This is a genomic window from Devosia riboflavina (assembly GCF_000743575.1).
Taxonomy (GTDB): domain Bacteria; phylum Pseudomonadota; class Alphaproteobacteria; order Rhizobiales; family Devosiaceae; genus Devosia; species Devosia riboflavina.
Genome location: NZ_JQGC01000004.1, coordinates 18,229 through 39,167 on the forward strand (window position 1 = coordinate 18,229; position 20,939 = coordinate 39,167).

The 20,939-nt window shown below is 62.3% G+C and carries 23 protein-coding genes; 14 read left to right on the forward strand and 9 right to left on the reverse strand.

All coding sequences use genetic code 11. The features are described from left to right. The first annotated feature begins 132 nt into the window (after nucleotides 1–132). From carA to JP75_RS05410, 3 genes are read left to right on the forward strand one after another with little or no spacing between them, the layout of a single operon-like run. Nucleotides 133–1,338, forward strand: a complete 1,206-nt coding sequence (gene carA, locus JP75_RS05400) for a glutamine-hydrolyzing carbamoyl-phosphate synthase small subunit (RefSeq protein ID WP_035080348.1) — start codon at nucleotides 133–135, stop codon at nucleotides 1,336–1,338. Continuing rightward, nucleotides 1,339–2,055, forward strand: coding sequence for an AzlC family ABC transporter permease (locus tag JP75_RS05405; RefSeq protein WP_035080350.1), 717 nt, complete (start codon nucleotides 1,339–1,341; stop codon nucleotides 2,053–2,055). After that, on the forward strand, nucleotides 2,052–2,366 hold the full coding sequence (locus tag JP75_RS05410) for an AzlD family protein (protein ID WP_035080351.1): 315 nt from the start codon (nucleotides 2,052–2,054) through the stop codon (nucleotides 2,364–2,366). The genes JP75_RS05405 and JP75_RS05410 overlap by 4 nt, the downstream gene beginning before the upstream one ends. Nucleotides 2,367–2,369: 3 nt before the next feature. Here JP75_RS05410 and JP75_RS25110 read toward each other — a convergent pair whose 3' ends face one another. Beyond that, complete coding sequence (locus JP75_RS25110) at nucleotides 2,370–3,911, reverse strand: glycosyltransferase family 32 protein (RefSeq protein WP_051960388.1); 1,542 nt, start codon at nucleotides 3,909–3,911, stop codon at nucleotides 2,370–2,372. A gap of 69 nt (nucleotides 3,912–3,980) precedes the next feature. Then, nucleotides 3,981–4,889 carry a KPN_02809 family neutral zinc metallopeptidase gene (ypfJ, locus tag JP75_RS05420; RefSeq protein WP_035080353.1) on the reverse strand — a complete coding sequence of 303 codons (909 nt, stop codon included), beginning with the start codon at nucleotides 4,887–4,889 and terminating at the stop codon, nucleotides 3,981–3,983. A 278-nt stretch (nucleotides 4,890–5,167) separates the two neighbouring features. Here ypfJ and JP75_RS05425 point away from each other — a divergent pair, with 278 nt between their 5' ends. Together JP75_RS05425 and JP75_RS05430 are read left to right on the forward strand one after the other, a co-directional pair. Further along, the gene (locus JP75_RS05425; RefSeq protein WP_035080355.1) at nucleotides 5,168–7,144 is read left to right on the forward strand and encodes a bifunctional 2',3'-cyclic-nucleotide 2'-phosphodiesterase/3'-nucleotidase; all 1,977 of its coding nucleotides are present in this window, start codon (nucleotides 5,168–5,170) and stop codon (nucleotides 7,142–7,144) included. Nucleotides 7,145–7,267: 123 nt separating this feature from the next. After that, nucleotides 7,268–8,254: a ribonuclease T2 family protein gene (locus tag JP75_RS05430; RefSeq protein ID WP_051960389.1), complete on the forward strand. Its 987-nt coding sequence runs from the start codon at nucleotides 7,268–7,270 to the stop codon at nucleotides 8,252–8,254. A gap of 117 nt (nucleotides 8,255–8,371) precedes the next feature. Here the strand turns inward: JP75_RS05430 and JP75_RS05435 are convergent, their stop codons facing one another. After that, a complete protein-coding gene (locus JP75_RS05435) occupies nucleotides 8,372–8,815 on the reverse strand; it encodes a MarR family winged helix-turn-helix transcriptional regulator (protein ID WP_035080364.1) in 444 nt (147 codons plus the stop codon). 115 nt (nucleotides 8,816–8,930) lie between these two features. Between JP75_RS05435 and JP75_RS05440 the strand changes: the two genes are divergently transcribed. Then, the gene (locus tag JP75_RS05440) at nucleotides 8,931–9,380 is read left to right on the forward strand and encodes an organic hydroperoxide resistance protein (RefSeq protein WP_035080367.1); all 450 of its coding nucleotides are present in this window, start codon (nucleotides 8,931–8,933) and stop codon (nucleotides 9,378–9,380) included. Nucleotides 9,381–9,413: 33 nt separating this feature from the next. Here the strand turns inward: JP75_RS05440 and JP75_RS05445 are convergent, their stop codons facing one another. Beyond that, nucleotides 9,414–10,634 carry an MFS transporter gene (locus tag JP75_RS05445; RefSeq protein WP_051960390.1) on the reverse strand — a complete coding sequence of 407 codons (1,221 nt, stop codon included), beginning with the start codon at nucleotides 10,632–10,634 and terminating at the stop codon, nucleotides 9,414–9,416. A gap of 231 nt (nucleotides 10,635–10,865) precedes the next feature. Between JP75_RS05445 and JP75_RS05450 the strand changes: the two genes are divergently transcribed. From JP75_RS05450 to JP75_RS05460, 3 genes are read left to right on the forward strand one after another with little or no spacing between them, the layout of a single operon-like run. Next, nucleotides 10,866–11,609: an ABC transporter ATP-binding protein gene (locus JP75_RS05450; RefSeq protein WP_035080369.1), complete on the forward strand. Its 744-nt coding sequence runs from the start codon at nucleotides 10,866–10,868 to the stop codon at nucleotides 11,607–11,609. Next, nucleotides 11,606–13,138 carry a permease gene (locus JP75_RS05455; RefSeq protein ID WP_244446262.1) on the forward strand — a complete coding sequence of 511 codons (1,533 nt, stop codon included), beginning with the start codon at nucleotides 11,606–11,608 and terminating at the stop codon, nucleotides 13,136–13,138. Before JP75_RS05450 ends, JP75_RS05455 begins: the two co-directional genes overlap by 4 nt. Before the next feature lies 1 nt (nucleotide 13,139). Then, the gene (locus tag JP75_RS05460) at nucleotides 13,140–13,607 is read left to right on the forward strand and encodes a GNAT family N-acetyltransferase (protein ID WP_035080371.1); all 468 of its coding nucleotides are present in this window, start codon (nucleotides 13,140–13,142) and stop codon (nucleotides 13,605–13,607) included. Here JP75_RS05460 and JP75_RS25750 read toward each other — a convergent pair. The 3 genes from JP75_RS25750 to motA all read right to left on the reverse strand — a co-directional run bounded on the left by JP75_RS25750 (nucleotide 13,604) and on the right by motA (nucleotide 15,698). Next, nucleotides 13,604–13,777: a DUF1328 family protein gene (locus JP75_RS25750; protein WP_035080373.1), complete on the reverse strand. Its 174-nt coding sequence runs from the start codon at nucleotides 13,775–13,777 to the stop codon at nucleotides 13,604–13,606. The genes JP75_RS05460 and JP75_RS25750 overlap by 4 nt on opposite strands. A gap of 65 nt (nucleotides 13,778–13,842) precedes the next feature. Then, nucleotides 13,843–14,763 (reverse strand): flagellar motor protein MotB, encoded by a 921-nt coding sequence (locus JP75_RS05470; RefSeq protein ID WP_035080375.1) that lies wholly within the window; start codon nucleotides 14,761–14,763, stop codon nucleotides 13,843–13,845. Between the two features lie 71 nt (nucleotides 14,764–14,834). After that, complete coding sequence (motA, locus tag JP75_RS05475) at nucleotides 14,835–15,698, reverse strand: flagellar motor stator protein MotA (protein WP_035080623.1); 864 nt, start codon at nucleotides 15,696–15,698, stop codon at nucleotides 14,835–14,837. A 190-nt stretch (nucleotides 15,699–15,888) separates the two neighbouring features. On the opposite strand from motA, the gene JP75_RS05480 reads away from it, so the two are divergent. From JP75_RS05480 to JP75_RS05490, 3 genes are all read left to right on the forward strand, one after another. Further along, nucleotides 15,889–16,320 carry a hypothetical protein gene (locus tag JP75_RS05480; protein ID WP_035080377.1) on the forward strand — a complete coding sequence of 144 codons (432 nt, stop codon included), beginning with the start codon at nucleotides 15,889–15,891 and terminating at the stop codon, nucleotides 16,318–16,320. A gap of 167 nt (nucleotides 16,321–16,487) precedes the next feature. Then, nucleotides 16,488–17,591 (forward strand): THUMP domain-containing class I SAM-dependent RNA methyltransferase, encoded by a 1,104-nt coding sequence (locus JP75_RS05485; RefSeq protein ID WP_035080378.1) that lies wholly within the window; start codon nucleotides 16,488–16,490, stop codon nucleotides 17,589–17,591. Nucleotides 17,592–17,720: 129 nt separating this feature from the next. Beyond that, on the forward strand, nucleotides 17,721–18,089 hold the full coding sequence (locus tag JP75_RS05490; RefSeq protein WP_051960391.1) for a response regulator: 369 nt from the start codon (nucleotides 17,721–17,723) through the stop codon (nucleotides 18,087–18,089). Between the two features lie 51 nt (nucleotides 18,090–18,140). On the opposite strand, the gene JP75_RS26435 is transcribed toward JP75_RS05490, so the two are convergent. Then, nucleotides 18,141–18,281 (reverse strand): hypothetical protein, encoded by a 141-nt coding sequence (locus tag JP75_RS26435; protein ID WP_160194640.1) that lies wholly within the window; start codon nucleotides 18,279–18,281, stop codon nucleotides 18,141–18,143. 152 nt (nucleotides 18,282–18,433) lie between these two features. Between JP75_RS26435 and JP75_RS05495 the strand changes: the two genes are divergently transcribed. Next, entirely contained in the window at nucleotides 18,434–19,042 is a 609-nt protein-coding gene (locus JP75_RS05495; RefSeq protein WP_035080382.1) for a DedA family protein, read from the forward strand. 9 nt (nucleotides 19,043–19,051) lie between these two features. Here JP75_RS05495 and JP75_RS05500 read toward each other — a convergent pair whose 3' ends face one another. Further along, nucleotides 19,052–20,029, reverse strand: coding sequence for a magnesium transporter CorA family protein (locus tag JP75_RS05500; protein WP_035080384.1), 978 nt, complete (start codon nucleotides 20,027–20,029; stop codon nucleotides 19,052–19,054). 500 nt (nucleotides 20,030–20,529) lie between these two features. Between JP75_RS05500 and JP75_RS05505 the strand changes: the two genes are divergently transcribed. Next, the gene (locus tag JP75_RS05505; protein WP_035080386.1) at nucleotides 20,530–20,847 is read left to right on the forward strand and encodes a hypothetical protein; all 318 of its coding nucleotides are present in this window, start codon (nucleotides 20,530–20,532) and stop codon (nucleotides 20,845–20,847) included. Nucleotides 20,848–20,939: the final 92 nt, after the last annotated feature.

The following is a 20,939-nucleotide window of genomic DNA, read 5'->3' on the forward strand; positions in this document are numbered from 1 at the left end:
GGACGCGCCACTTGCGCTCTGCCGCTTGGCCTTCTAAGAGGAGGCCTCAACCGACATACCTCGCACCCCTTGTAGCGGCTTCTCGCCGCTCCCTTGGCGCGCGACCCGACGAACCAAGCATGGAGACCGACCGTGACCGGCTGGCAGCAATCCCCCGCGACCGCAGTTCTTATTCTGGCTGACGGCACGCGCCTTGAGGGCCATGGCATTGGTGCAATCGGCCACGCCGCCGGCGAAGTCTGCTTCAACACCGCCATGACCGGCTACCAGGAAGTCCTCACAGACCCCTCCTATGCCGGCCAGATCATCACCTTCACCTTTCCCCATATCGGCAATGTCGGCACCAACGACGAAGATATTGAAACGGTGAACATGGCCGCTCTTTCGGGCGTGCGTGGCGTCGTGCTCAAGGCCGACATCACCAACCCCTCGAACTATCGCGCCGCCGAAAAGCTCGATGCCTGGCTCAAGAAGCGCAATATCATCGGCATCGCCGGCATCGACACGCGCGCCCTGACCGCCCTCATCCGCGAAAACGGCATGCCCAACGGCGTCATCGCCCACGAGCCGACTGGCCAGTTCGACGAAGGCTCCATCAAGGCCGAACTGACGGCCTTCCCGGGCCTTGAAGGTCTCGATCTCGCCAAGGAAGTCACCACCGCCCAGACCTATCACTGGGACCAGACGAGCTGGCAGTGGAACAGGGGCTACGGCAAGGTCGAAAACCCCGACTTCCACGTCGTTGCCATCGACTACGGCGCGAAGCGCAATATCCTGCGCTGCCTTGCCGATCAGGGCGCCAAGGTCACCGTCGTGCCCGCCACCGCCTCTGCTTCCGACGTCCTGGCGCACAATCCAGACGCCATCTTCCTCTCTAACGGCCCTGGCGATCCGGCCGCGACCGGCAAATATGCCGTCCCGACCATCCAGAAGCTGATGGAGTCAGGCAAGCCGATGTTCGGCATCTGCCTCGGCCACCAGCTCCTGGGCCTTGCCCTCGGCGGCACGACCAGCAAGATGCACCAGGGCCACCACGGGGCTAACCACCCGGTCAAGGACCTAACCACCGGCAAGGTGGAAATCACCTCGATGAATCACGGCTTTGCCGTGGACGCCGAAAACCTGCCCGCCGGCGTTACCCAAACCCACATCTCGCTCTTTGACGGCTCCAATGCCGGCCTCGCTGTCGATGGCAAGCCGATCTTCTCGGTGCAGTACCACCCTGAAGCCAGCCCCGGCCCGCAGGACAGCCACTATCTCTTCACGCGCTTCCTCAATCTGGTGCGCAAGGAGAAGGGCATTGCCGAATGGCCCGAGCACAAGGCACCCGCGGCCTAAATGAACCGCCAGGAGATCGTTGAGGGCCTGAAGGGCGGCGCCGTCGTGGCGCTGTCCTCTTCCCCTTTCGCGGTGCTGTTCGGCGCAGTCGCCGTGGACAACGGCCTCAGCCTTCCCGAAGTGGCGCTGATGTCGGCCACTGTCTATGCCGGCGCCAGCCAGCTCGTCGGCATCGAGCTTTTCGGCCAGCATGTCGCCGCCTGGCTGATCGTGCTCTCGATCTTCGCGGTCAATTTCCGCCACGTTCTCTATTCGGCAGCGTTGACCCGCTATCTCACCCATTTCACGCTGGCCCAGAAGCTCCTTGCCTTCTTCGTGCTCATCGACCCCCAGTTCGCAGAAACCGTCCGCCGCGCCGAAAGCGGCAAGACCATCATGCTCGAATGGTATCTCGCCTTCGCCGCGACCATTTACGTACCCTGGCTGACCTTCAGCATTGTCGGCGCCGCCTTTGGCGCCATGATCGGCGATCCGCGCGTCTGGGCTATCGACGTGCTGCTGCCGCTCTACTTCCTCGGCATCGTCGTCGGCTTCCGCCGCAAGCCCAACTTTTATCCGGTAGTCGCCGCCAGCTTCATCGGCTCGGTCCTGGGCTATCAGTTCGTGGGCTCACCCTGGCATGTCAGCATCGGCGCCGCCTTCGGCGTGCTCGTCGCCGCGCTCATGCCCTTGTCGCCCCCACCCGGCGCCAAGACCGCAAAGGCCGGCCATTCATGAATTTCGCGCTCGATCCGACGACCGCTTGGCTGATCATCGCCGCAGCCGCAGCCACCTATCTGACGCGCATCGGCGGCTATGTGCTCATCACCCGCATGAGCAGCATTCCCCCACGCCTCGAAGCCGCGCTCAACGCCGTCCCTGCCGCCGTCCTGACGACCCTCTGCGCCCCCGCCTTCTTCAACGGCGGCCTCGACATCAAGCTCGCCATGTTTGTGGCGCTGGTCGTCAGCCTCAAATATCCCGGCCTGATCATGCTGGCAGCCGGCTGGGCCACCGCCATGCTCTGCCGCCACGCTTTTGGGCTCTGATCCCTAGCTCGACCTCTGCCGAACCACTTTGAGATTGGTCAGGCCACCAGCTTCAAATCCCTTGTCCCGCGCCATGATGCCGAAGGCTTCGGCGCCCAAGTGTAGTTTGTAAGGCGTCTCGGCAAAGCGCACACTGGCGTCGATAACGGCCCGTGCAATGAGCACGAAACTCTCCCCCACCCCATCGAGCGGCAACAGCGAGAAAACCTTCTGATGGCCCAAATAGGTCCGGAACCCTTTGTTCCGGCGCACCACGCCATCCCGCCCGCCATCCTTGTAGAGCACTTTGAAAGGCGCAGCTTTCTCGTAGCGGAAAAGCTGGTCATCCCCCGGCGCGCCCGTTTCATCGACCACGTTGGCCGCCGTCACAGGAAGACCAGCGCCAAGCATGCGTTGGATCGCGTCAGCCGGAATGGCAGTCACATCGCCATCGACCAGCAGCAAATAGTCCTTATCAGCCGCGAACCCATCCAGAATGGCATTGTCCCGCGCCGCCGAAGACGCGAAATCGCCGCTCACGATCTCCGCCTGCAATCCGCTCCGCTCAAGCATTGCGGCCACGTCCCCTCGGTTGGCCTCGGCAGAAATATGGACTGCAAAGGTCAGCCGATCCCGAGGATAGTCGAGGGCGGCCAGCGCCTCCGAGAGAGCCGGCGACAAATCTCGCTTCCCGAGCCGCACCGCAACCTGAACCTGTGGCCGCTCCTCTGCCGGTACGATGACTTGATTGGTATAAAGCTGCAGCGGATCGGAGATAACCACCTTGGCCACTGCCGGATTGGCTATCTGCCGCCACGCCCACTTGATGGCCGTGGGCACCTGCAGAATGGGAGCAAATCTGTTGCCACGCTTGTGCCAGGGCACCCAGGTGGTCATCCAGACATGGGACACAAGCGAACCACTCGTCGCGGGCACAACAGTACCGATCGGCTCCAGCAATGCGATGGCTTCGGCGTCAGAGCGCGTCTTGCGGCCATCCGCCAGCAGCGGCGACCAGACCATCGGCGACAACAATGTCGGGCGATCTTCCTTCTGCAGCCTGAGCACCGACGCCGTAACCATGGACGGCCCGGTGGAATAGAAGGTTTCCTGATCCACAAGATCAGGCATCCTGGCGACGATGTCCTGCCATAGGCGATGCCCCGGCACCGACCCCATGAAGGCATTGGTCAGGAGAAACGGCACGCCCTGGTGATGGCGATCCGGAAATATGTGCTCCAGCGGCTCGATGCCCAGGAAGCACTCATAATTCAGCAACCCATCGATGGACTGAAAAGGCTCGACATCGAGATCGGCATAGACGCCACCCATGGCGCCCAGCACCAGATAGCGGAACGAATCCGCCCTCTGGATCATCTTGGGATAGGCGTCATATGTCGCGACAACGGCCGGATAGGTTTCAGCCACGAAGGCCCGCATCGTCTCGTCAGTCCAGAGACGAATATCCCAGTCCGGATGCAGTCGGCGCCAGGCGTCGTAATAGGCCTGCATCTGGCGCGGAAGCTGTTCGGATTTCCAGGTGAAATGAAGGATTTTCGGGATCATGGGCCGGCCAACTCAAAAAGACCGGCCCGGTTTAGCCAACCCTATGCCCCGAAGCTACCCCATCTCGCCTCAGATATTCCCCGAGAACGTATCGCAATCATTGGGATTGCCGGATTCATAGCCGCGCTCAAACCAGTTCTGCCGCTGCGCCGACGTACCGTGATTGAACGTCTTGGGCACGGCATGGCCCTGCATGCGCTTCTGCAGCGTATCGTCGCCGATCTGCTCAGCCGCATTCAGCGCTTCCTCGATATCCCCGGAATCGAGCAGATTCTGCTGCCCCGCATAATTGGCCCAGACGCCCGCATAGCAATCCGCCTGCAGTTCCACTCGCACCGAATAGGCATTGGCCTGTTCCTGGCTCATGCTCTGCCGGCGTCGATTGAACTCCGGCAACACGCCGGTGAGGTTCTGCACATGGTGCCCCACCTCATGCGCCAGCACATAGGCCTGCGCAAAGTCGCCCGGCGCACCGAACTTACGATGCAGCTCGTCATAAAAACTCAAGTCGATATAGACCTTGGAATCCACCGGGCAGTAAAACGGCCCCGTCCGCGCATCGGCCACGCCACAGCCCGAATTGGTCTGCCCGCTGAACAGCACCACGGGCGGCTCCGGATAATCCTCGCCGCTCGCCGCAAAAACCTCGGTCCAAAGATCTTCGGTTTCCTTGACCACCACGCCGACGAAATCGACCAGTTCATCCTGGCCCTCCGTCGGCAACTGCTGGGACGAAGCGCTCGATGTCGCGGTGTCCGAACCGCCGGACAGCGAATCCAACGGATTCTGTCCCGTCACCATCCAGATAATGCCCAGCACAACGATGATGCCGATGACCCCACCGATCCCGCCGCGCGATCCACCGCCCATGGGGATGCGAATGCCGCCACTACGCCCAAGCGAAGGCCCGCCGAAACCGCCCGCCTGTCCGCGACGATCCTCGATATTGCTGCTGCGTTCCCGACCACGCCACTTCATGACGGCCCTCCATATTCACGTCTTTGGTAGCAACAAGCCGCAACAATTGGAACGGGTTGCACGCGCCGACAAAAAGGCCGCCGTCATCAAACTGTCATAAATTGACCACTCGGTAAAAACTACATAGCGTCTCCCCTGCTCCGTCATGCCAGCGTCACCGAACGCGGGCATGTCGAAGCCGCTTCCCGGGAGAGGAAGCGCCTGAGAAGCCGGACCAGACCGGCCAAGCGGAAATTTCGGCCCCAGGCTCACATGGCATTTCACTTGGAGATCATCAGATGAATTTTCTTCCAAAGATTTCACGCCGTAGCTTTCTCGCCGGCTCTGCTAGTCTAGGAGCAATGGCAGCAATGCACCCCTTCGCCGTTCAGGCGCAAGCGAACCAGGCGCATCTGCGCATCATCGAGACCACCGACCTGCATGTCGCGGTCTTTGCCTATGACTATTATGCCGACGCCCCCAACGACACGATGGGCCTGGCACGTACCGCGAGCCTCATCGAAGGCATCCGCGCCGAAGCCGGCAATTCCATGCTGCTCGACAATGGCGACATCATCCAGGGCAACCCGATGGGCGACTACATCGCCTATGAAAAGGGGCTCGACGGCAATATCCACCCGATCATCGCCGCCATGAACACCCTAGGCTACGAAGCCGCGACCCTCGGCAATCACGAATTCAACTACGGCCTCGAATTCCTCGACAAGGCCCTCGCAGGCGCCACCTTCCCCTTCGTCTCCGCCAATCTCGTGCGCGGCGACCTCGCCGCTGACGCGCTCAGCGACGAAACCTATCTCCAGCCCTATCGCATCGTCGAAAAGGAACTGACCGACGGCGCTGGCGCCACCAAGACCATTAGGGTTGGTCTCATCGGCTTCCTGCCGCCCCAGATCATGACCTGGGACGCAACGCACCTCACCGGCAAGGTCAACACGCGCGACATCGTCGAAACCGCCCAGGCCTATGTGCCGAAGATGAAGGAAGAAGGCGCCGATATCATCATCGCCCTCTCCCATTCCGGCATCGCCGCCGACCAGACGACTGGCGCAGAAAACGCCTCGCTGCAGCTCGCTGCCGTTGAAGGCATCGACGTCGTCCTCACCGGCCACCAGCACCTCGTCTTCCCTGGCCCGGATTATGAAGGCATCGAAGGCGCCGACATCACTACCGGCACGCTTGCCGGCAAGCCGGCCGTCATGCCTGGCTTCTGGGGCAGCCATATGGGCCTCATCGACCTGCTGCTCGAGCAGGACGCCGACGGCAAGTGGACCATTGCCTCGCACACCTCCGAAGCCCGCCCGATCTTCGAGCGCGTCGAAGGCAAGGTGAATGCCCTCGTCGAAGACGAAGCCGACATCATCACGGAAGTCACCGACGAACACGAGGAAACCCTCGACTATATCCGCCGCGCCGTCGGCGAGACCGCGGCCCCGCTCCACTCCTATTTCGCTCTCGTCGCCGATGATCCGTCCGTGCAGATCGTGAGCCAGGCCCAAACCTGGTACATCGCGCAGATGATGAAGGGTACCGAATGGGAAAGCCTGCCGATCCTCTCGGCTGCCGCCCCCTTCAAGTCCGGCGGCCGCGGCGGCCCGGATTATTATACCGACGTTCCCGTTGGCCCCGTCGCCATCAAGAACGTCGCCGACCTCTACCTCTATCCCAACACCATCCAGGCTGTGGTCATCACTGGCGCCGACGTGAAGAACTGGCTCGAACGCTCGGCCGGCATCTTCAACCAGATCGAAGCCGGCGCCAAAGACGCCGACCTCATCAACCTCGATTTCCCGTCCTACAATTTCGACGTCATCGATGGCGTTACCTACAAGATCGACCTCACCCAGCCCTCCAAATATTCCTCGGACGGCAAGGAAGAGCCGAACCCCGACGCCAACCGCATTGTCGACCTGTCCTATGACGGCAAGCCGATCGATCCGGCCCAAAAATTTGTGGTCGCCACCAACAACTACCGCGCCGGCGGCGGCGGCACCTTCCCGAACATCAATTCGGACGTGATCGTCTTCAAGGGTCCCGATACCAACCGCGACCTCATCGTGCGTTTCATCATCGAAAACGGCACGATCAACCCCAAGGCCGACAGCAACTGGTCGCTGGCCCCCATCGCCGACACCACTGTGCTCTTCGCCACCGGCCCCAAAGCCGCTGAGCACGTGGCCGACGTCACCGCGGTCAAGATCGAAGCCACAGGCGAAACCAATGCCGACGGCTTTGGCCTCTATCGCATCACGCTGTAAGCAGCGAAACCACGGCTCCTTCGCCTCCCTCCCCCTTGTGGGGAGGGAATGAGGGTGGGGGTACCGGCTGGCAAAATACCAAGGGAGCCGCTAAGGCTCCCTTGGCCATTATGGGAGAGCGAAATGCTGCGGATTCTTATCACCCTGCTTCTCGTCCTCCTCGCCATCCCCGCCCGCGCTGAAGTCCCCCTCACCGGCTATTTCACCGCCACCCAAACCTGCCCGGCTTTCCAATCCATCAGCCGCGAAACCAATCCCGGCGATATCACCACCCGTCCCGGCACGGCCTACGATCTCGTCGCCGGCAACAAAGCCCAGCCCACCCATCTCTGGATCGTCGTCCCCGGCGCCGAACCCGACCGCCGCTGGGTTTCCGTCACCTGCGGCACCCGCTCGACCGATGCCGAAGGCCGCGTCGACGAACCCACGCCTCCCGCCCCGCCACTGACCTATCGCGGCACCCAATACATCCTCGCCGTAAACTGGCAGCCCGCCTTCTGCGAACTCAGCCCCCGCAAGACCGAGTGCCGCAACCAGCGCGCCACGAGTTTTGAAGCCACCAATTTCACCCTGCACGGCCTCTGGCCGCAGCCACGCAGCAATGAATATTGCAACGTCTCGACCGGAGACCGCTACGCCAGCGAAGACGGCCGCTGGCGCGATCTCCCCATCCTCGACCTGCCCCTCGCCATCCGCCGCGACCTCGACGAAGTCATGCCCGGCAGCCAATCCGGCCTAGACCGCCACGAATGGACCAAGCACGGTACCTGCTACGGCACCGACGCGCGCCAATACTATGCCGACGCCCTCGACCTCATGATGGCCCTCAACACGTCCGAAGTCGCCGAACTCTTTGCATCGAACATTGGCAAGCGCATCACCCTCACGCAAGTCCGCGCCGCCTTCGACAACGCTTTCGGTCCCGGTGCCGGTGAGCGCGTCCGTATGACCTGCGAACAAGACGGCAATCGCACCATCATCACCGAACTGACCATTGGCCTGACCGGTGGGGTCAACGGCCCCGACTCCCTGCCCCGCCTCATCGCCGCCGCCTCCCCCACGGACGGCGGCTGCCGCTCCGGTCAAGTCGACGCCGTAGGGCTACGCTGAAACGATCCCCCACCGGCTGTCATCCCGGCGAAGGCCGGAACCCATCTTGAGATTTCAGGATAGGCCCGGGGTGATTATCGAGTTTTCGGATATTTCGAAGCCGACCGAGGCGCCGGCTTAACCCGCCGCCTTATCCAGCCGCTCCCGCAGCGCCACAAGTTCGCGCCGCATCGCCTCCGTGGTCTCAAAGGACTGCCCGACACCATCGATAACGGCCAGCGGAATGGACAACGCCTTGTCCTTCAGCGCCCGTCCTTCGGCAGTCAGGCGAATGCGCACCTGCCGCTCGTCCTCTTCATCGCGATGCCGACCGACGAGCCCCCGCGCCTCTAAGCGCTTGATGAGCGGCGTAATTGTCCCCGAGTCGAGGAACAATCGCTCGCCCAGCGCCTTTACCGTGATGTCGTCCTTTTCCCAGAGCACGAGGAAAGCGAGATATTGCGGATAGGTCAGATCCAGCGCGTCCAGCCGCGGTTTGTAGAAGCGTGTAAAGGCGTGCCCGGCCGAATAGACGGCAAAGCACAGCATCTGGTCGATTGTCGGCATCCGCTTTTCGCTCATCACCGCTCCTTTCAATGTCAAAAATCTATCACACAAATTTCTATTGCGCACAATTGAATTTTGCACTAGTGAATAGCCGTCACGAAATTTCATCCCTCCAAAGGAAATCGTCGCAATGTCCATCAAAGCTGCAGTTTACACCGCCAATGCCCACACCACTGGCGGCCGCACCGGCACCAGCAAGACCGACGATGGTCGTCTTGCCGTAACCCTCGATACGCCAAAGGCCATGGGCGGCAATGACGGCCCGGGCACCAACCCCGAACAGCTCTTCGCCGTCGGCTATTCTGCCTGCTTCCTCGGCGCGCTGAAGGCCGTCGCCCGCGGCGAAAAGGTGAAGATTCCAGACGAAACCAGCATCGACGCTGCCGTCTCCTTCGGCGAAAACGCCAATGGCCCCGGCTTCGCCATCGCCGTTGAGCTGAAGGTATCGATCCCCGGCCTCGACCATGCCCAGGCGGAAGACCTGGTCCACAAGGCCCACCAGATCTGCCCCTATTCCAACGCGACCCGCGGCAATGTCGACGTTACCCTGACCGTCGCCCAAGACCTGGCCGACGCCTGAAACAAGAAGGGCGCCTCTTAAGGCGCCCTTTTCTCATTCTGCCGGCACGGCGTCCGGCGTCCAGCGGTTGTCTCGCCGCTCAAGCCAGACGGACACCCCAAGCAGCGCCAGACCGACCACGGCCATCACCGCGCCGACCGGCCCCGTCGAGGCCCAGCCCAAACCCGCCGCAATCGCCATCCCGCCAAACAATGCACCCAGCGCATTGGCGATATTGAACGCCGCATGATTAAGCGTCGCCGCCAGCGTCTGCCCATCTGCAGCCACGTCCATCAACCGCGTCTGCAGCGCCGTACCGATGGCCACGGTAAATCCAACACCTAGCACACTCAGCGACGCCGTCGGCCAGCTCAGCGCCAGCCAGGGCACCGCCGCAAGGCTGACAATGTTGAACGCCAGCATGCCGCCAATGGTCTTCATCAGCGCCCGGTCAGCCATATAGGCGCCAAGCACGTTGCCCAGCGTCATGCCGACACCAAACAGCGCCAGAACCACCGGCACCCAGATCGTCGGAATACCCGTCACCTCGGTGAGAAGCGGTACAATATAAGTGAAAACGGAAAACATGCCGCCGCAGCCCGTCGCCGCAATGCCCAGTGTCAGCCACACCTGCGGCCGCTTCAGCGCCCCCAGCTCTCGCAGCGGGCTCGCGCCCTCCGCCACCTGAATGGCCGGCACAAAGCGCATGACCATCAACACGGCCAGCGCCCCGATGCCGCCCACGGCGAAAAAGGTCGGCCGCCAGCCAAGCCCCTGCCCCAGCCATGTCGCCAGCGGCATGCCGATCAGCGTTGCCAGCGTCAGCCCCAGCATCACCCGACCCACGGCCCGAGCGCGGAACCCAACGTCCACCATCGAGGCCGCGATCAGCGCCGCAATGCCGAAATAAGCGCCATGCGGCAGCCCCGAAACGAAGCGCAGCAACACCAGCGACCAATAGTCCGGCGCCACGGCACTGCCAAAATTACCCAATGCAAACAGCGCCATCAAAGCCAGCAGCAGCGGCTTGCGCGGCACACGCGCGAACAGCACGGCAATCAGCGGCGCGCCAACCACCACGCCAAAGGCATAGGCCGAAATTACATGCCCAGCCTCGGGCTCGGTCACGCCAAGATCACCCGCCAGATTGGGCAAGAGCCCCATAATGGCAAATTCGCCCGTCCCGATACCGAAGGAGCCGATCGCCATGGCGAAAATCGCCAGTTTCGTTGCAAGGCCGGTCAGGCCCTGAATGGGGGCAACGCCCGTCGTCATGGCAAAGCTCCAACACTATATGGGCCTGATGCAAATGCAGCAGGCCAGTCAAAAACACTTATTTTTCAATGGCTGGGAGGGAGGCCCGCCTATGGACAAGCTAGCCGTACCCTCCGGTTCGCGACAACCTGCATTTCTTGCAACCCTGCCCCACGCGAAATCTTGAGGATTTCGATTCACTCGCCAGCAAGGCGGGCAACCTAGAGTGTGCTCAATCCGCCCGGAGCCTCCATGCCCGTCCCCGCCCTTGCCATCACCAACATCGCCAAGAGTTTCGATCGCCCAGTCGTCCAGGGGCTCGATCTCACCGTTCCCGCCGGCGAGTTCTACGCCCTCCTCGGCCCCAATGGCGCGGGCAAGACCACTATCCTGCGCATGGTTGCCGGCCTCCTCGCCCCCGACGCCGGCACCATCGAAATTTTTGGCACCGACGTCCGAAAAGATCCCGTCGCCGCCAAGCGCCTCCTCGCCTGGGTATCCGACGAACCCATGGTCTACGATCGCCTGACCCCGCTCGAATATCTCGATTTCGTCGCCGGCCTCTGGCAGGTCGACCCCGCCCGAGCCCGCAACGCTGCCAACGACCTCCTCGACATCCTGGGCCTCAAACCCCACGCCAACGAACTCTGCGGCGGCTTCTCCAAGGGCATGCTGCAAAAGGTCGCCCTGGCCGGCGCCATGATCCACGATCCGCGCCTCATCATCCTCGACGAACCCCTCACCGGCCTCGATGCCGGCTCGGCCCGTCAGGTTAAGGACGTCCTCCTCGAAAAGGTGCGCCAGGGCGTCACCATCATCATGACCACCCACATCCTGGAAGTCGCCGAACGCATGGCCCAGCGCATCGGCGTCATTGCCGGCGGCCGTCTCGTCGCCGAAGGAACGCTCACGGAACTGCGCGCCCGCACCGGCCGCGAATCGACCCTCGAGGAAATCTTCCTCGAACTCGTCGAAACCAGCTCCGCCACTGCATGATGGCCCAGTCCGGCTCCCTCCTCTGGTTCGCGCGCCACGAATTGCGCCTCGCCTGGCGCGATTGGCTCGCCATGATGACCGGCGGCCATCGCGTCCGGCTTTTCGGCTTCCTCTTCGGGGGTCTTGCCGTCTACGCGCTGCTGCATTTCATCGCCGCCGCCATCATCGCCCCGGCAGCGGCCGACGGCATCGCTCCAGACAAGTCCACGCTCGCCATGGTCACCGGCATTGGCCTGCTGTTCTTTTCGGTCATGCTGTCCCAGGCGCTCGAATCCATCACCCGCGTCTATTATTCCCGCTCCGATCTCGACCTGATCCTTTCCTCGCCCGCGTCGACGCGCACACTCTTCGCCGTCCGCACCGGCGCTGTGGCCCTGTCCACGGCCATTCTGAGCGCCCTCCTCGCCAGTCCCATCATCAACATGCTGGCCCTCTTTGCCGGCACGCACTGGCTCTGGGCCTATCTCGTCCTGCCCGCCTGCTCCGCACTGGCCGTCGCCATCGCCATGGCCCTCACCATGGGCCTTTTCCGCCTCGTCGGCCCCAAGCGCACTCGTCTCATTGCCCAGATCCTCGCCGCCATTGTCGGTGCCGGTTTCGTCATCGGCATTCAGGCGATAGCCATCCTCTCGTTCAACACCTATTCCCGCTTCGCGCTCTTCAGCTCGCCCGATCTTCTGGCAGCCCTTCCGAGTCCCGACCACTGGCTCTGGTTACCCGCCCGCGCCGTCATGGGCGATGCCGTTTCGGCCGTGCCCGTCATCGCGAGTTTCCTCGCCGCCCTGGCCCTCGCCATGCTGCTCTTTTCGCCCAGCTATGGCCGTCTCGCCGTTGCGGCCGCCAGCATCGGTCAGTCGACCCGCCATCGCACCAGAACGGGAACCCACTTCACCGGCCGCAGCCAGACCCAGGTCTTGCGCCACAAGGAATGGCGCCTGCTCCAGCGCGATCCCTGGCTCCTCTCGCAAACCCTGATGCAGATGCTCTATCTGCTGCCACCCGCCCTGCTGCTGTGGGTCAATTACGGCGAAGGCGCCGGCGCCTTCATTGTCATCGTGCCCGTTCTGGTGATGGCATCCGGCCAATTGGCCGGGGGCCTTGCCTGGCTGGCCCTCTCTGGCGAAGACGCCTACGATCTCGTAGCGACAGCTCCCATCCCGGCCCGAAGCATTCTCCGCGCCAAGGTCGAAGCCGTGCTTGTCGTCGTTGCCGCAATCCTCGCCCCGCTCCTGGCCCTTCTCGCGCTCAATAGCTGGACCATGGCGCTGGCCACCGGGCTCTGCGCCGTTCTCTCCGCGGCCTCCGCCACAGCAATCCAGGTCTGGTTCCGCATTCCCATGCGCCGCGCCATGTTCCGCCGCCGCCAGGTCGCCTCTCGCGCCGCCACCATTTCCGAAGCCTTCGCCTCGATCACCTGGGCCGGCACGGGCGCCCTGCTCTCCGTCGGCTCCTGGGTCGCCGGCATCACTGCCATCACCGCTCTGGTCGTGTTAGGGATCGCCCGTTCCCTCTCGCCGCACCGAAGCTGACATGTCCGACCTCATCTACCGCGACGCCCGCCCCGACGACATTCCCACCATCCTGATCCTCTGCCACGCCGGCGACGCCCGCGGTGCCGATACGCCGCCGCTCGATCCGGAGACGCTGACGGACCCTCGCTATCGTGCCGCCTTCGACGAGATTTCGGCCGATCCGAACCATCGGCTTATCGTCGTCGAGCGAGACAACGAGGTCGTCGGCACGCTCCAGATCAGCTTCCTGCCGGGCCTTCCCCGCTTCGGCATGCGCAGAGCCATCCTCGAAAACGTCCACATCCGTGCCGATCAGCGCGGCAATGGCCTCGGGTCGCAAATGGTACAATGGGCAATAAAGCGGTGCCGCGAGGCCGGCTGCGGCATCGTTCAGCTAACCTCCAACAAGATCCGCCTCGATGCCCACCGCTTCTACCGCAAGCTCGGCTTCGAACAGTCCCATGAGGGCTTCAAGCTGCTTCTCTAGAACAGGATTACCAGTCCCATCAGCGCCAGCAGCACCATGATGCCGATCCCGATCAGCATCAGCACGAAGATGATCTTGGCGAGGCCCGCCGCGCCGGCGGCGATACCGGTAAAGCCCATGGCGCCGGCCACGAGGGCAATGACGATGAGAATGAGCAATAGCTGGAACATGACGCTTCTCGCAAAGTTACGATGCGAGAAGAACGTCAGGCTTTGCGAGGGGTTCCGGCCAGTATTTAGGGCTTGAGGCCCACCGGCACCGGCGGCGCCGTCCGCAGCACGGTGATCTTCACGCGCTCATTGGCCGCCATATAGGGATCGTTCGGGAAGAAGGGTTCATCCGAGGCGCGCCCGGCCACCGACTTGATACGGTCGTCGGTAACCCCGAATTCGCCCAGCGTCGAGCGCACCACGTTGGCGCGGTCGGCCGACAGCTCCCAAGCGCCATAGCGCGGATTCTCGTAACGGCCGCCGGCAGCCGTATGGCCCGAAATCGTCATCTGCGAATTGAGCTGCTGCAGATAGGGCGCCATGGCGGCAATCGCCGCGCGCGTCGGCTCCAGCGGATATTTCGAACCCTCGGGGAACATGCGCTTGCCCTGCTGGTCGACGATCTGGATATCGAGGCCCTCTTCGGTTTCCTCGACAATCAGATTGTCCATGAAGGGCGTCAGCTCCGGCATCGACTGCCAAGCCTGACGGATGCTCGCCGCGGCGGAGTGGAACTCCTGCGCATCGACCGCCTTGAGATTGAATTCGGAATCGCTCGAAGCTTCCTGTTCGCTGCCATTGTCGCGGGCATCGCCACCAACGGAAAGATCGGCTTCGCCTGTTACCGCCTCGGCCGCCGCCGCCGGCTCCTGCGCCGTGATATCGGCAGCGGAACCCGACATGCTCGAGCCGGCATTGTCCATGGCCTGCCCGCCCATGACGCCACCGGCGCCACTGTCCGAAAGACTGACCGAGGGTGGCGAGAAATAGTCGGCAAGCCCCTGCTTCTGTTCGGCCGTCGTCATGTTGATCAGCCACATCAGCAGGAAGAACGCCATCATGGCCGTCACGAAGTCGGCATAAGCGATCTTCCACGCGCCGCCATGATGGGCATGCCCACCCTTCTTGACCTTCTTGATGATGATCGGCTGTTCGAAATTCGCCATGACGTGCCCCCTGGCAGCGTTTGGGCCGCCCGATCCGTGGGGAGATCGCGCGGCCCGCTAGAAGTAGAAACTTAGGTGGCAGACGGCAGAGCTGCGGTGGCTTCTTCGACTTCGTTGAAGGTCGGACGCACATCGCTCATCAGCGCCTTGCGGGCGAACTCGACGGCCATCACCGGCGGCTGGCCGCTGATATGGGCGAGAAGGCCAACCTTCATCGAGAGGAAATACTTGGATTCGGCTTCAAAAATGCCGCGCAGCGACTGAGCCATCGGGCCAAAGAAGCCGTAGGCGACGAACACGCCGAAGAAGGTACCCACGAGTGCACCACCGATGAGGTGGCCGAGAACTTCCGGCGGCTCGGTGATAGCGCCCATGGTCTTGATAACCCCAAGCACGGCGGCCACGATGCCCAGAGCCGGCGTACCATCGGCGAGAGCTTGCACGGCACCCACGAGCTGTTCCTGCTCCTGGTGATGGGTTTCCAGCTCCTCGTCCATCAACGCTTCCATCTCATGGGCATTGTTGGTGCCCATGGTGACCATACGCAGATAGTCACAGAGGAATTCCACCGCATGGTGGTTCTTGGCGAAGGTCGGGAAGCGGTTGAAGAGTTCGGATTCGTGCGGGTTTTCGATATGAGCTTCGATGGCCAGCACGCCCTTGGCCTGGATCAGCTTGTAGAGACTGAACTGCAGGCCCAGCAATTCCACATAGGCCGCCTTGTTGTAGCGCGGGCCCTTGAACAGCGTGCCGAAGATGCCGACGGTCGATTTCAGCACCCGGCCACTATTGCCGATGATGTAGGCGCCGATCGCCGCGCCCAGAATGATGACGAATTCGAACGGCTGCCAGAGAACTTCGACGTGCCCGCCCATGGCTGCATAGCCGCCGAGCACACAGGCAAACACGAAGACAATACCGATAATGAGACGCATCGAACCCGACCTGACGCAATACTGAAAACAAAAGCGGGGGAGCAGACCCAACCTGTCTTCTCCAGCGGTCTCATAATGCCGGGTCCAGACTTAACGGCGGGTATATTTTGCCTGATGTCTTGTACTTGCGTCGATTTGGCTCAAAATCGACGCAGGCCGCCCGGACGGCCCCTCCGGAGAACCACCCCCCATGTTGCGCTACGCCGCGCCCGCCCTGCTCGCACTGGCCGTTATCACCCCCGCAATGGCCAGCGAAGAAGAGGTCTACGCCAATATCGAAGCCATTCACGGCGATGCCGAAGGATTCTTCGAAGTCTTTTCGGGCGTTCAGGACGCCACGATGTTCAATCCGACCGATATCACCGGCTACGCCTTCTACCCCCTCACCATCAACGCCAATGGCGAGACCTACGACATCCTCGAAGAACAGGATTTCATCGACAATTTCGACAGCCTGATCCTGCCCGAAACCCTCGAAGCCATCGGCTCGCAGGACGTCGACGACCTGATCGTCACGAGCGAAGGCGTCGGCCTCGCCAACGGCGCCATGTGGATCACCAATATCTGCCTCGACGACGGCTGCAGCGAAACCAAATGGGGCATTCTGTCGATCAATAACTGAGGGTTAGCTGCCCGATCTCTCCTCTCCGTCGTCATTGCCGGGCTCGTCCCGGCAATCCATCTAGCCTGCGCCCGGGACGACCGGGACCGGCCCGGTGGTGACGACCACCGGAGGCGGTTTCTCTCGACACCATTGCCCCCGCCTCCCGACCCAGCTAGTGCTGGCCCATGACCGCCAGCTTTCCTATCTTTCTCGTCTCGACCCCGGGCCTCGAAGCCCCACTTTGCGCCGAAGCCCTGGAACAGGGTTTTGCAGGCGCCACCGTCGTCGATGGCGGCGTCGCCTTCACCGGCACCTGGGCCGACATCTGGCGCGCCAATCTCGTCCTCCGCGGCGCCACCCGCATCCTCGCCCGCATCGGCGAATTCCGTGCCATGCATTTGGCGCAGCTCGATAAACGTTCGCGCAAAATCCCCTGGGGCGATTACCTCGACAAGTCCGTCCCGGTCCGCGTCGAAGCCAGTTGCAAGCGCTCGCGCATCTACCACGATGGTGCCGCCGCTCAGCGTGTTGCCAAGGCCATCGCCGAAGAATTCGGCGCCCCCATCGCCGAAGACGCCGCTCTCCGCATCATGGTCCGCATCGAGGACGATCTCGTCACCCTCAGCATCGACACCACGGGCGAGTCGCTCCACAAGCGCGGCTTCAAGGAAGCGGTCAACAAGGCGCCCATGCGCGAAACCATGGCCGCCATGTTCCTCCGCCAGTGCGGCTATACCGGCACCGAACCCGTCCTCGACCCCATGTGCGGCTCCGGCACTTTTGTCATTGAAGCCGCCGAAATCGCCCTCGGCCTGCCCCCGGGCCGCGAACGCAGTTTTAGCTTCGAAAGCCTCCCCTCCTTCGACGCCAGGGCCTGGCAATCCCTACGCAGCGCTATCACGCCCAAGACCACCGACCTCAAATTCTGCGGCTCGGACAAGGACCCCGGCGCCATCCGCATGGCCGGCGAAAACGCCGCCCGCTCTGGCGTCTCCGCCCTCACCCAGTTCGACCAGAAGTCCATAGAAGATCTCGAACCGCCCCCGGGCCCCCCAGGCCTCGTCATCCTCAATCCGCCCTACGGCACCCGTATCGGCGACAAGGCCCCGCTCGTCACCCTGCACCGCACTCTCGGCACGGTGCTGAAGACCCGCTTCAAGGGCTGGCGCGTCGGCATCATCACCGCCGACAAGAACCTGGCTGGTGCGACCGGCCTCAAATTCCAACCCGCCTTGCTACCCGTTCTCCACGGCGGCATTCGAGTCGCGCTTTATCGCGCGCAACTCTGAGTGCCCGACCAGCGTTGAATGCCTGCAATTTTAGGAAAATGCTAACCATGCAACCAGCCATGCGCTGGGAGCATGCAACATTCGGCCCGAAAATCTCTTCCCCTTGTGCCTGCGCCAATGGGGAAGCCGATGTCACACATTTCCAAGATACTGGTCGTCGAAGACAACCCGCTCCTGCTGCTCGATCTCTGTGATCTACTGACTGACCTTGGCTATTCGCCCCTGCCAGCCACCAATGCCGGCGCCGGAGCGCATCTCCTCGACGCGAGCATCGATGCTCTCATCACCGATATCGAACTCGGCGCCGGTCCCGACGGCCTGGCCTTGGCACGCCTTGCAGCCAGCACCCTGCCGCACCTGCCTATTATCGTCGTCTCCGGCGGTGTCCGCCCCACCGCAGCCGACCTTCCGGCCGGCGCCCTCTTCTTTCCAAAGCCCTATCGCGTCGAAACGCTAGTCAGCGTTCTGCATCGTCCCTCCCATGCCCAGGCAGCCTGACCGGCAAACAAAAGCCCCGGCCGAAGCCGGGGCAAATTTGGGCCGATCCGCTTAGGAAGACGGCGGTGGAGCGGCCGGCGTCGTGGTGTTGGTATCCGCCGGAGCATCAGCCGGTGGAGGAGCATCGCCGCCACAGGCTGCAAGGGCCAGGGCCGTAAAGGCCGCAAGGGCGGCAAGGCGCAAATTCTTCATTTCAACCTCTTTGCTTTAAGCCGATCGCTTGAGCGATCACGCCGATGTGAGGCGAGCAACAAGGCCTCCTGTGGGCTGTTCTGAGGCCATTTGGCGGCGATGGCGATTTCCCGCCGTCACACAGCCGTGCCCCAGCCACGCTAGAAGCCCGCATGGACTTCCTGCACGACATCATCCTGCCGCTTGCCGCGTCGCCCTGGATTTACCTGATCGCCCTGGCATTGGTGATCCTCGACGGCTTCTTCCCGCTCTTTCCCAGCGAAGCCGTCATCGTCGCCCTGGCGGCCCTCGCCGCTTCAAGTGAAGCTCCGCATCTGCTGCCATTGCTGCTGATTGCCACCCTCGGCGCCATCATCGCCGACAACGCCACCTACCTGATCGGCAGCCTTCTCGGTCGTCAGCGCGTCGAAAACCTGCGCGTGGCCCCGCTGACGCACCTGCTTGGCTGGGCGGAAAAGAGCCTGCAAACTCGCCCCGCCATGCTGGTGCTTGTCGCCCGCTTCATTCCCTGGGCCCGCCTTGCGGTTAATCTCACGGCAGGGACAGTCTCCTATCCCTATCGCCGCTTCGCCCCGCTCTGCATGCTCGCGAGCGCACTCTGGGCCACCTACAATGTGGCCATGGGCTATCTCGCCGGTCGCTGGTTCGCCGGCAATCCCCTGCTCGGCATGATCCTGGCGGTCGTCTTCGCCATCGTCATAGGCCTGGCGCTCGACAAACTCATTGGCCTCGCACGCCGAGGCAATCGCCTCGGCGTCTAGCTCTGTGGCCTAGAGCCAGCCCTTGCGCTTGAAATAGAGGAAAGGCACGGCCGCCGAGAGCACCATCAGCCCCAGCGCAAAGGGATAGCCAAAGCTCCACTGCAATTCCGGCATGAAGTCGTAGTTCATCCCATAGATCGAGGCGACCAGCGTCGGCGGCAGGAACACTACTGCAGCCACCGAAAAGATCTTGATGATCTGGTTCTGCTCCAGATTGATCGCCCCCAGCGTCGCATCGAGCAAGAATCCAAGACGCGCCGACAGCGCCCGCGCATGCTCGCCCAGCGAGTTCGCATCGCGCTGGATCAGCCGCACCAGATGCTTGCTTTCCTTGTCGTCGCTCGTGTCTTCCGTCGCCGCATAATAGGCAACCAGCCGCGAGACGCTGACCAGGCTTTCCTGAATCATCGTCAGCAATTCGGCCTTTAACCCGATGAGGGAAATGACGTTTTCAAGATCGTGCGTCTTGGTGCTGGCCTTGGTCTTGGCCTGCGCCGTCATGAAGACGCTGCGCGAAAGCACGTCCGTCTCATTGCCGAGCCGTTCCAGCGCATCGGCCGTCCGGTCGATCATCGCCTCGATCAACCCCAACATGATTTCCTCGCCCGAGCAGTGCGGCGAGCCATTCGGCTTCTGCGCGCGGTTCGTATAGGCAAGGAATGGCTTGGGCTCGGAATACCGCACGGTAACGAGCGTATTGCCCTTGAGGATGAAGGTGATGGGCGTCTTGATCGGTGCTTCAGTATCGAGATTGGCAAGCCCGGTCAGCGTCATGAAAGTGGCGCCCGCCTCGGCGTAAAGCCGGGCAGACAGCTCGATCTCTTCCATTTCGGCTCGGCTTGGCACATCGACGCCAAGCAGGCCTTCGACCCGCGAAACGTCCTCATCATTGGGCGAAATAAGGTCGAGCCAAATTGGCAGTCCGGTGCTCTTTTCAGCATCGAACGGCACAAGCTTGTCTTCAGTACGCGTGTAAATGCGCAGCATGGCAGCTCCTATATGTAGGCTATCGGCCCACCGGAGCTGACCTCAGTCAGATCGTCAGGCCGTCAAACAGGGTCGAATTCGACTTCGACTGTCGGGGTTCATGATCTTTCTCTTTGAACGGTGAAAACACACGTCACGCCTCGCTCCATGCGCCTGTCGGCCAATCCTGTCAACGGCTTCGGCATATCGGCACCCCAGTGCCTGCCATTCAAATTTCGCATTCCTTGCGCAGAACCGGGTTCACCTCTTCACGGAACTCCCATGCGCGTCGCCTTCCTCATCCTTTCCGCTTTGCTTGTCGCGTCCACGACTGTTCAGGCACAGCCAGCACCCGCCTCGTCAGTCGAGGCAAAACTCTGCCGATCCCAACTGGAGCTTCTGGTCTCAGGGAGAAAATTGACCAAGGAGGAAGCTGCGCGTTTCGAAAGCCAATGCGCTTGCCTCGAGCGATCGGACGCAACCAGCTCCGCAGAATGCGCCGCACCCGCCGGAGAATGGTGATGCGTGGCCTTGCCCTCACCGCGACGCTATTCCTGGTCTCTCCAGTCGCAGCGGAAGAACCATCCGCGTGGCAACAGCAAAAATGTGCGCTCTACATCGATGCCTGGGCCCGCGCGCTCGACAGCATTGGCTCGGACGACATCAACTACAACTTCCTCGCGACAAACGAAAATTTCATCGCATCGGGTTGCACCGAACAGATTGCCATCTGCCCGCGATCCAATCAGGAGCGGGACATCGCCGACCTGATTACCCTGGTGATGATGAACGAAGGCGCTGCCAGCACCTTCCTTCCATTTCGCTGCCCGGCTGAGTAGGCACGGGGATGGCCACTGTTATGCGCCTCGCCCCCCTTCCCTTCGCGCGACTCTTCGGTTAGACAGCCCACCTAACCACCATGTTCGGTCTT

What these genes read in the sequence shown, in the direction of transcription:
- JP75_RS05405 (WP_035080350.1), top strand. Translation starts at nt 1,339, where the DNA reads ATGAACCGCCAGGAGATCGTTGAGGGCCTGAAGGGCGGCGCCGTCGTG.
- JP75_RS05410 (WP_035080351.1), top strand. Translation starts at nt 2,052, where the DNA reads ATGAATTTCGCGCTCGATCCGACGACCGCTTGGCTGATCATCGCCGCA.
- JP75_RS25110 (WP_051960388.1), bottom strand. Translation starts at nt 3,911, where the DNA reads ATGATCCCGAAAATCCTTCATTTCACCTGGAAATCCGAACAGCTTCCG.
- ypfJ (WP_035080353.1), bottom strand. Translation starts at nt 4,889, where the DNA reads ATGAAGTGGCGTGGTCGGGAACGCAGCAGCAATATCGAGGATCGTCGC.
- JP75_RS05425 (WP_035080355.1), top strand. Translation starts at nt 5,168, where the DNA reads ATGAATTTTCTTCCAAAGATTTCACGCCGTAGCTTTCTCGCCGGCTCT.
- JP75_RS05430 (WP_051960389.1), top strand. Translation starts at nt 7,268, where the DNA reads ATGCTGCGGATTCTTATCACCCTGCTTCTCGTCCTCCTCGCCATCCCC.
- JP75_RS05435 (WP_035080364.1), bottom strand. Translation starts at nt 8,815, where the DNA reads ATGAGCGAAAAGCGGATGCCGACAATCGACCAGATGCTGTGCTTTGCC.
- JP75_RS05440 (WP_035080367.1), top strand. Translation starts at nt 8,931, where the DNA reads ATGTCCATCAAAGCTGCAGTTTACACCGCCAATGCCCACACCACTGGC.
- JP75_RS05445 (WP_051960390.1), bottom strand. Translation starts at nt 10,634, where the DNA reads ATGACGACGGGCGTTGCCCCCATTCAGGGCCTGACCGGCCTTGCAACG.
- JP75_RS05450 (WP_035080369.1), top strand. Translation starts at nt 10,866, where the DNA reads ATGCCCGTCCCCGCCCTTGCCATCACCAACATCGCCAAGAGTTTCGAT.
- JP75_RS05455 (WP_244446262.1), top strand. Translation starts at nt 11,606, where the DNA reads ATGATGGCCCAGTCCGGCTCCCTCCTCTGGTTCGCGCGCCACGAATTG.
- JP75_RS05460 (WP_035080371.1), top strand. Translation starts at nt 13,140, where the DNA reads ATGTCCGACCTCATCTACCGCGACGCCCGCCCCGACGACATTCCCACC.
- JP75_RS25750 (WP_035080373.1), bottom strand. Translation starts at nt 13,777, where the DNA reads ATGTTCCAGCTATTGCTCATTCTCATCGTCATTGCCCTCGTGGCCGGC.
- JP75_RS05470 (WP_035080375.1), bottom strand. Translation starts at nt 14,763, where the DNA reads ATGGCGAATTTCGAACAGCCGATCATCATCAAGAAGGTCAAGAAGGGT.
- motA (WP_035080623.1), bottom strand. Translation starts at nt 15,698, where the DNA reads ATGCGTCTCATTATCGGTATTGTCTTCGTGTTTGCCTGTGTGCTCGGC.
- JP75_RS05480 (WP_035080377.1), top strand. Translation starts at nt 15,889, where the DNA reads ATGTTGCGCTACGCCGCGCCCGCCCTGCTCGCACTGGCCGTTATCACC.
- JP75_RS05485 (WP_035080378.1), top strand. Translation starts at nt 16,488, where the DNA reads ATGACCGCCAGCTTTCCTATCTTTCTCGTCTCGACCCCGGGCCTCGAA.
- JP75_RS05490 (WP_051960391.1), top strand. Translation starts at nt 17,721, where the DNA reads ATGTCACACATTTCCAAGATACTGGTCGTCGAAGACAACCCGCTCCTG.
- JP75_RS26435 (WP_160194640.1), bottom strand. Translation starts at nt 18,281, where the DNA reads ATGAAGAATTTGCGCCTTGCCGCCCTTGCGGCCTTTACGGCCCTGGCC.
- JP75_RS05495 (WP_035080382.1), top strand. Translation starts at nt 18,434, where the DNA reads ATGGACTTCCTGCACGACATCATCCTGCCGCTTGCCGCGTCGCCCTGG.
- JP75_RS05500 (WP_035080384.1), bottom strand. Translation starts at nt 20,029, where the DNA reads ATGCTGCGCATTTACACGCGTACTGAAGACAAGCTTGTGCCGTTCGAT.
- JP75_RS05505 (WP_035080386.1), top strand. Translation starts at nt 20,530, where the DNA reads ATGCGTGGCCTTGCCCTCACCGCGACGCTATTCCTGGTCTCTCCAGTC.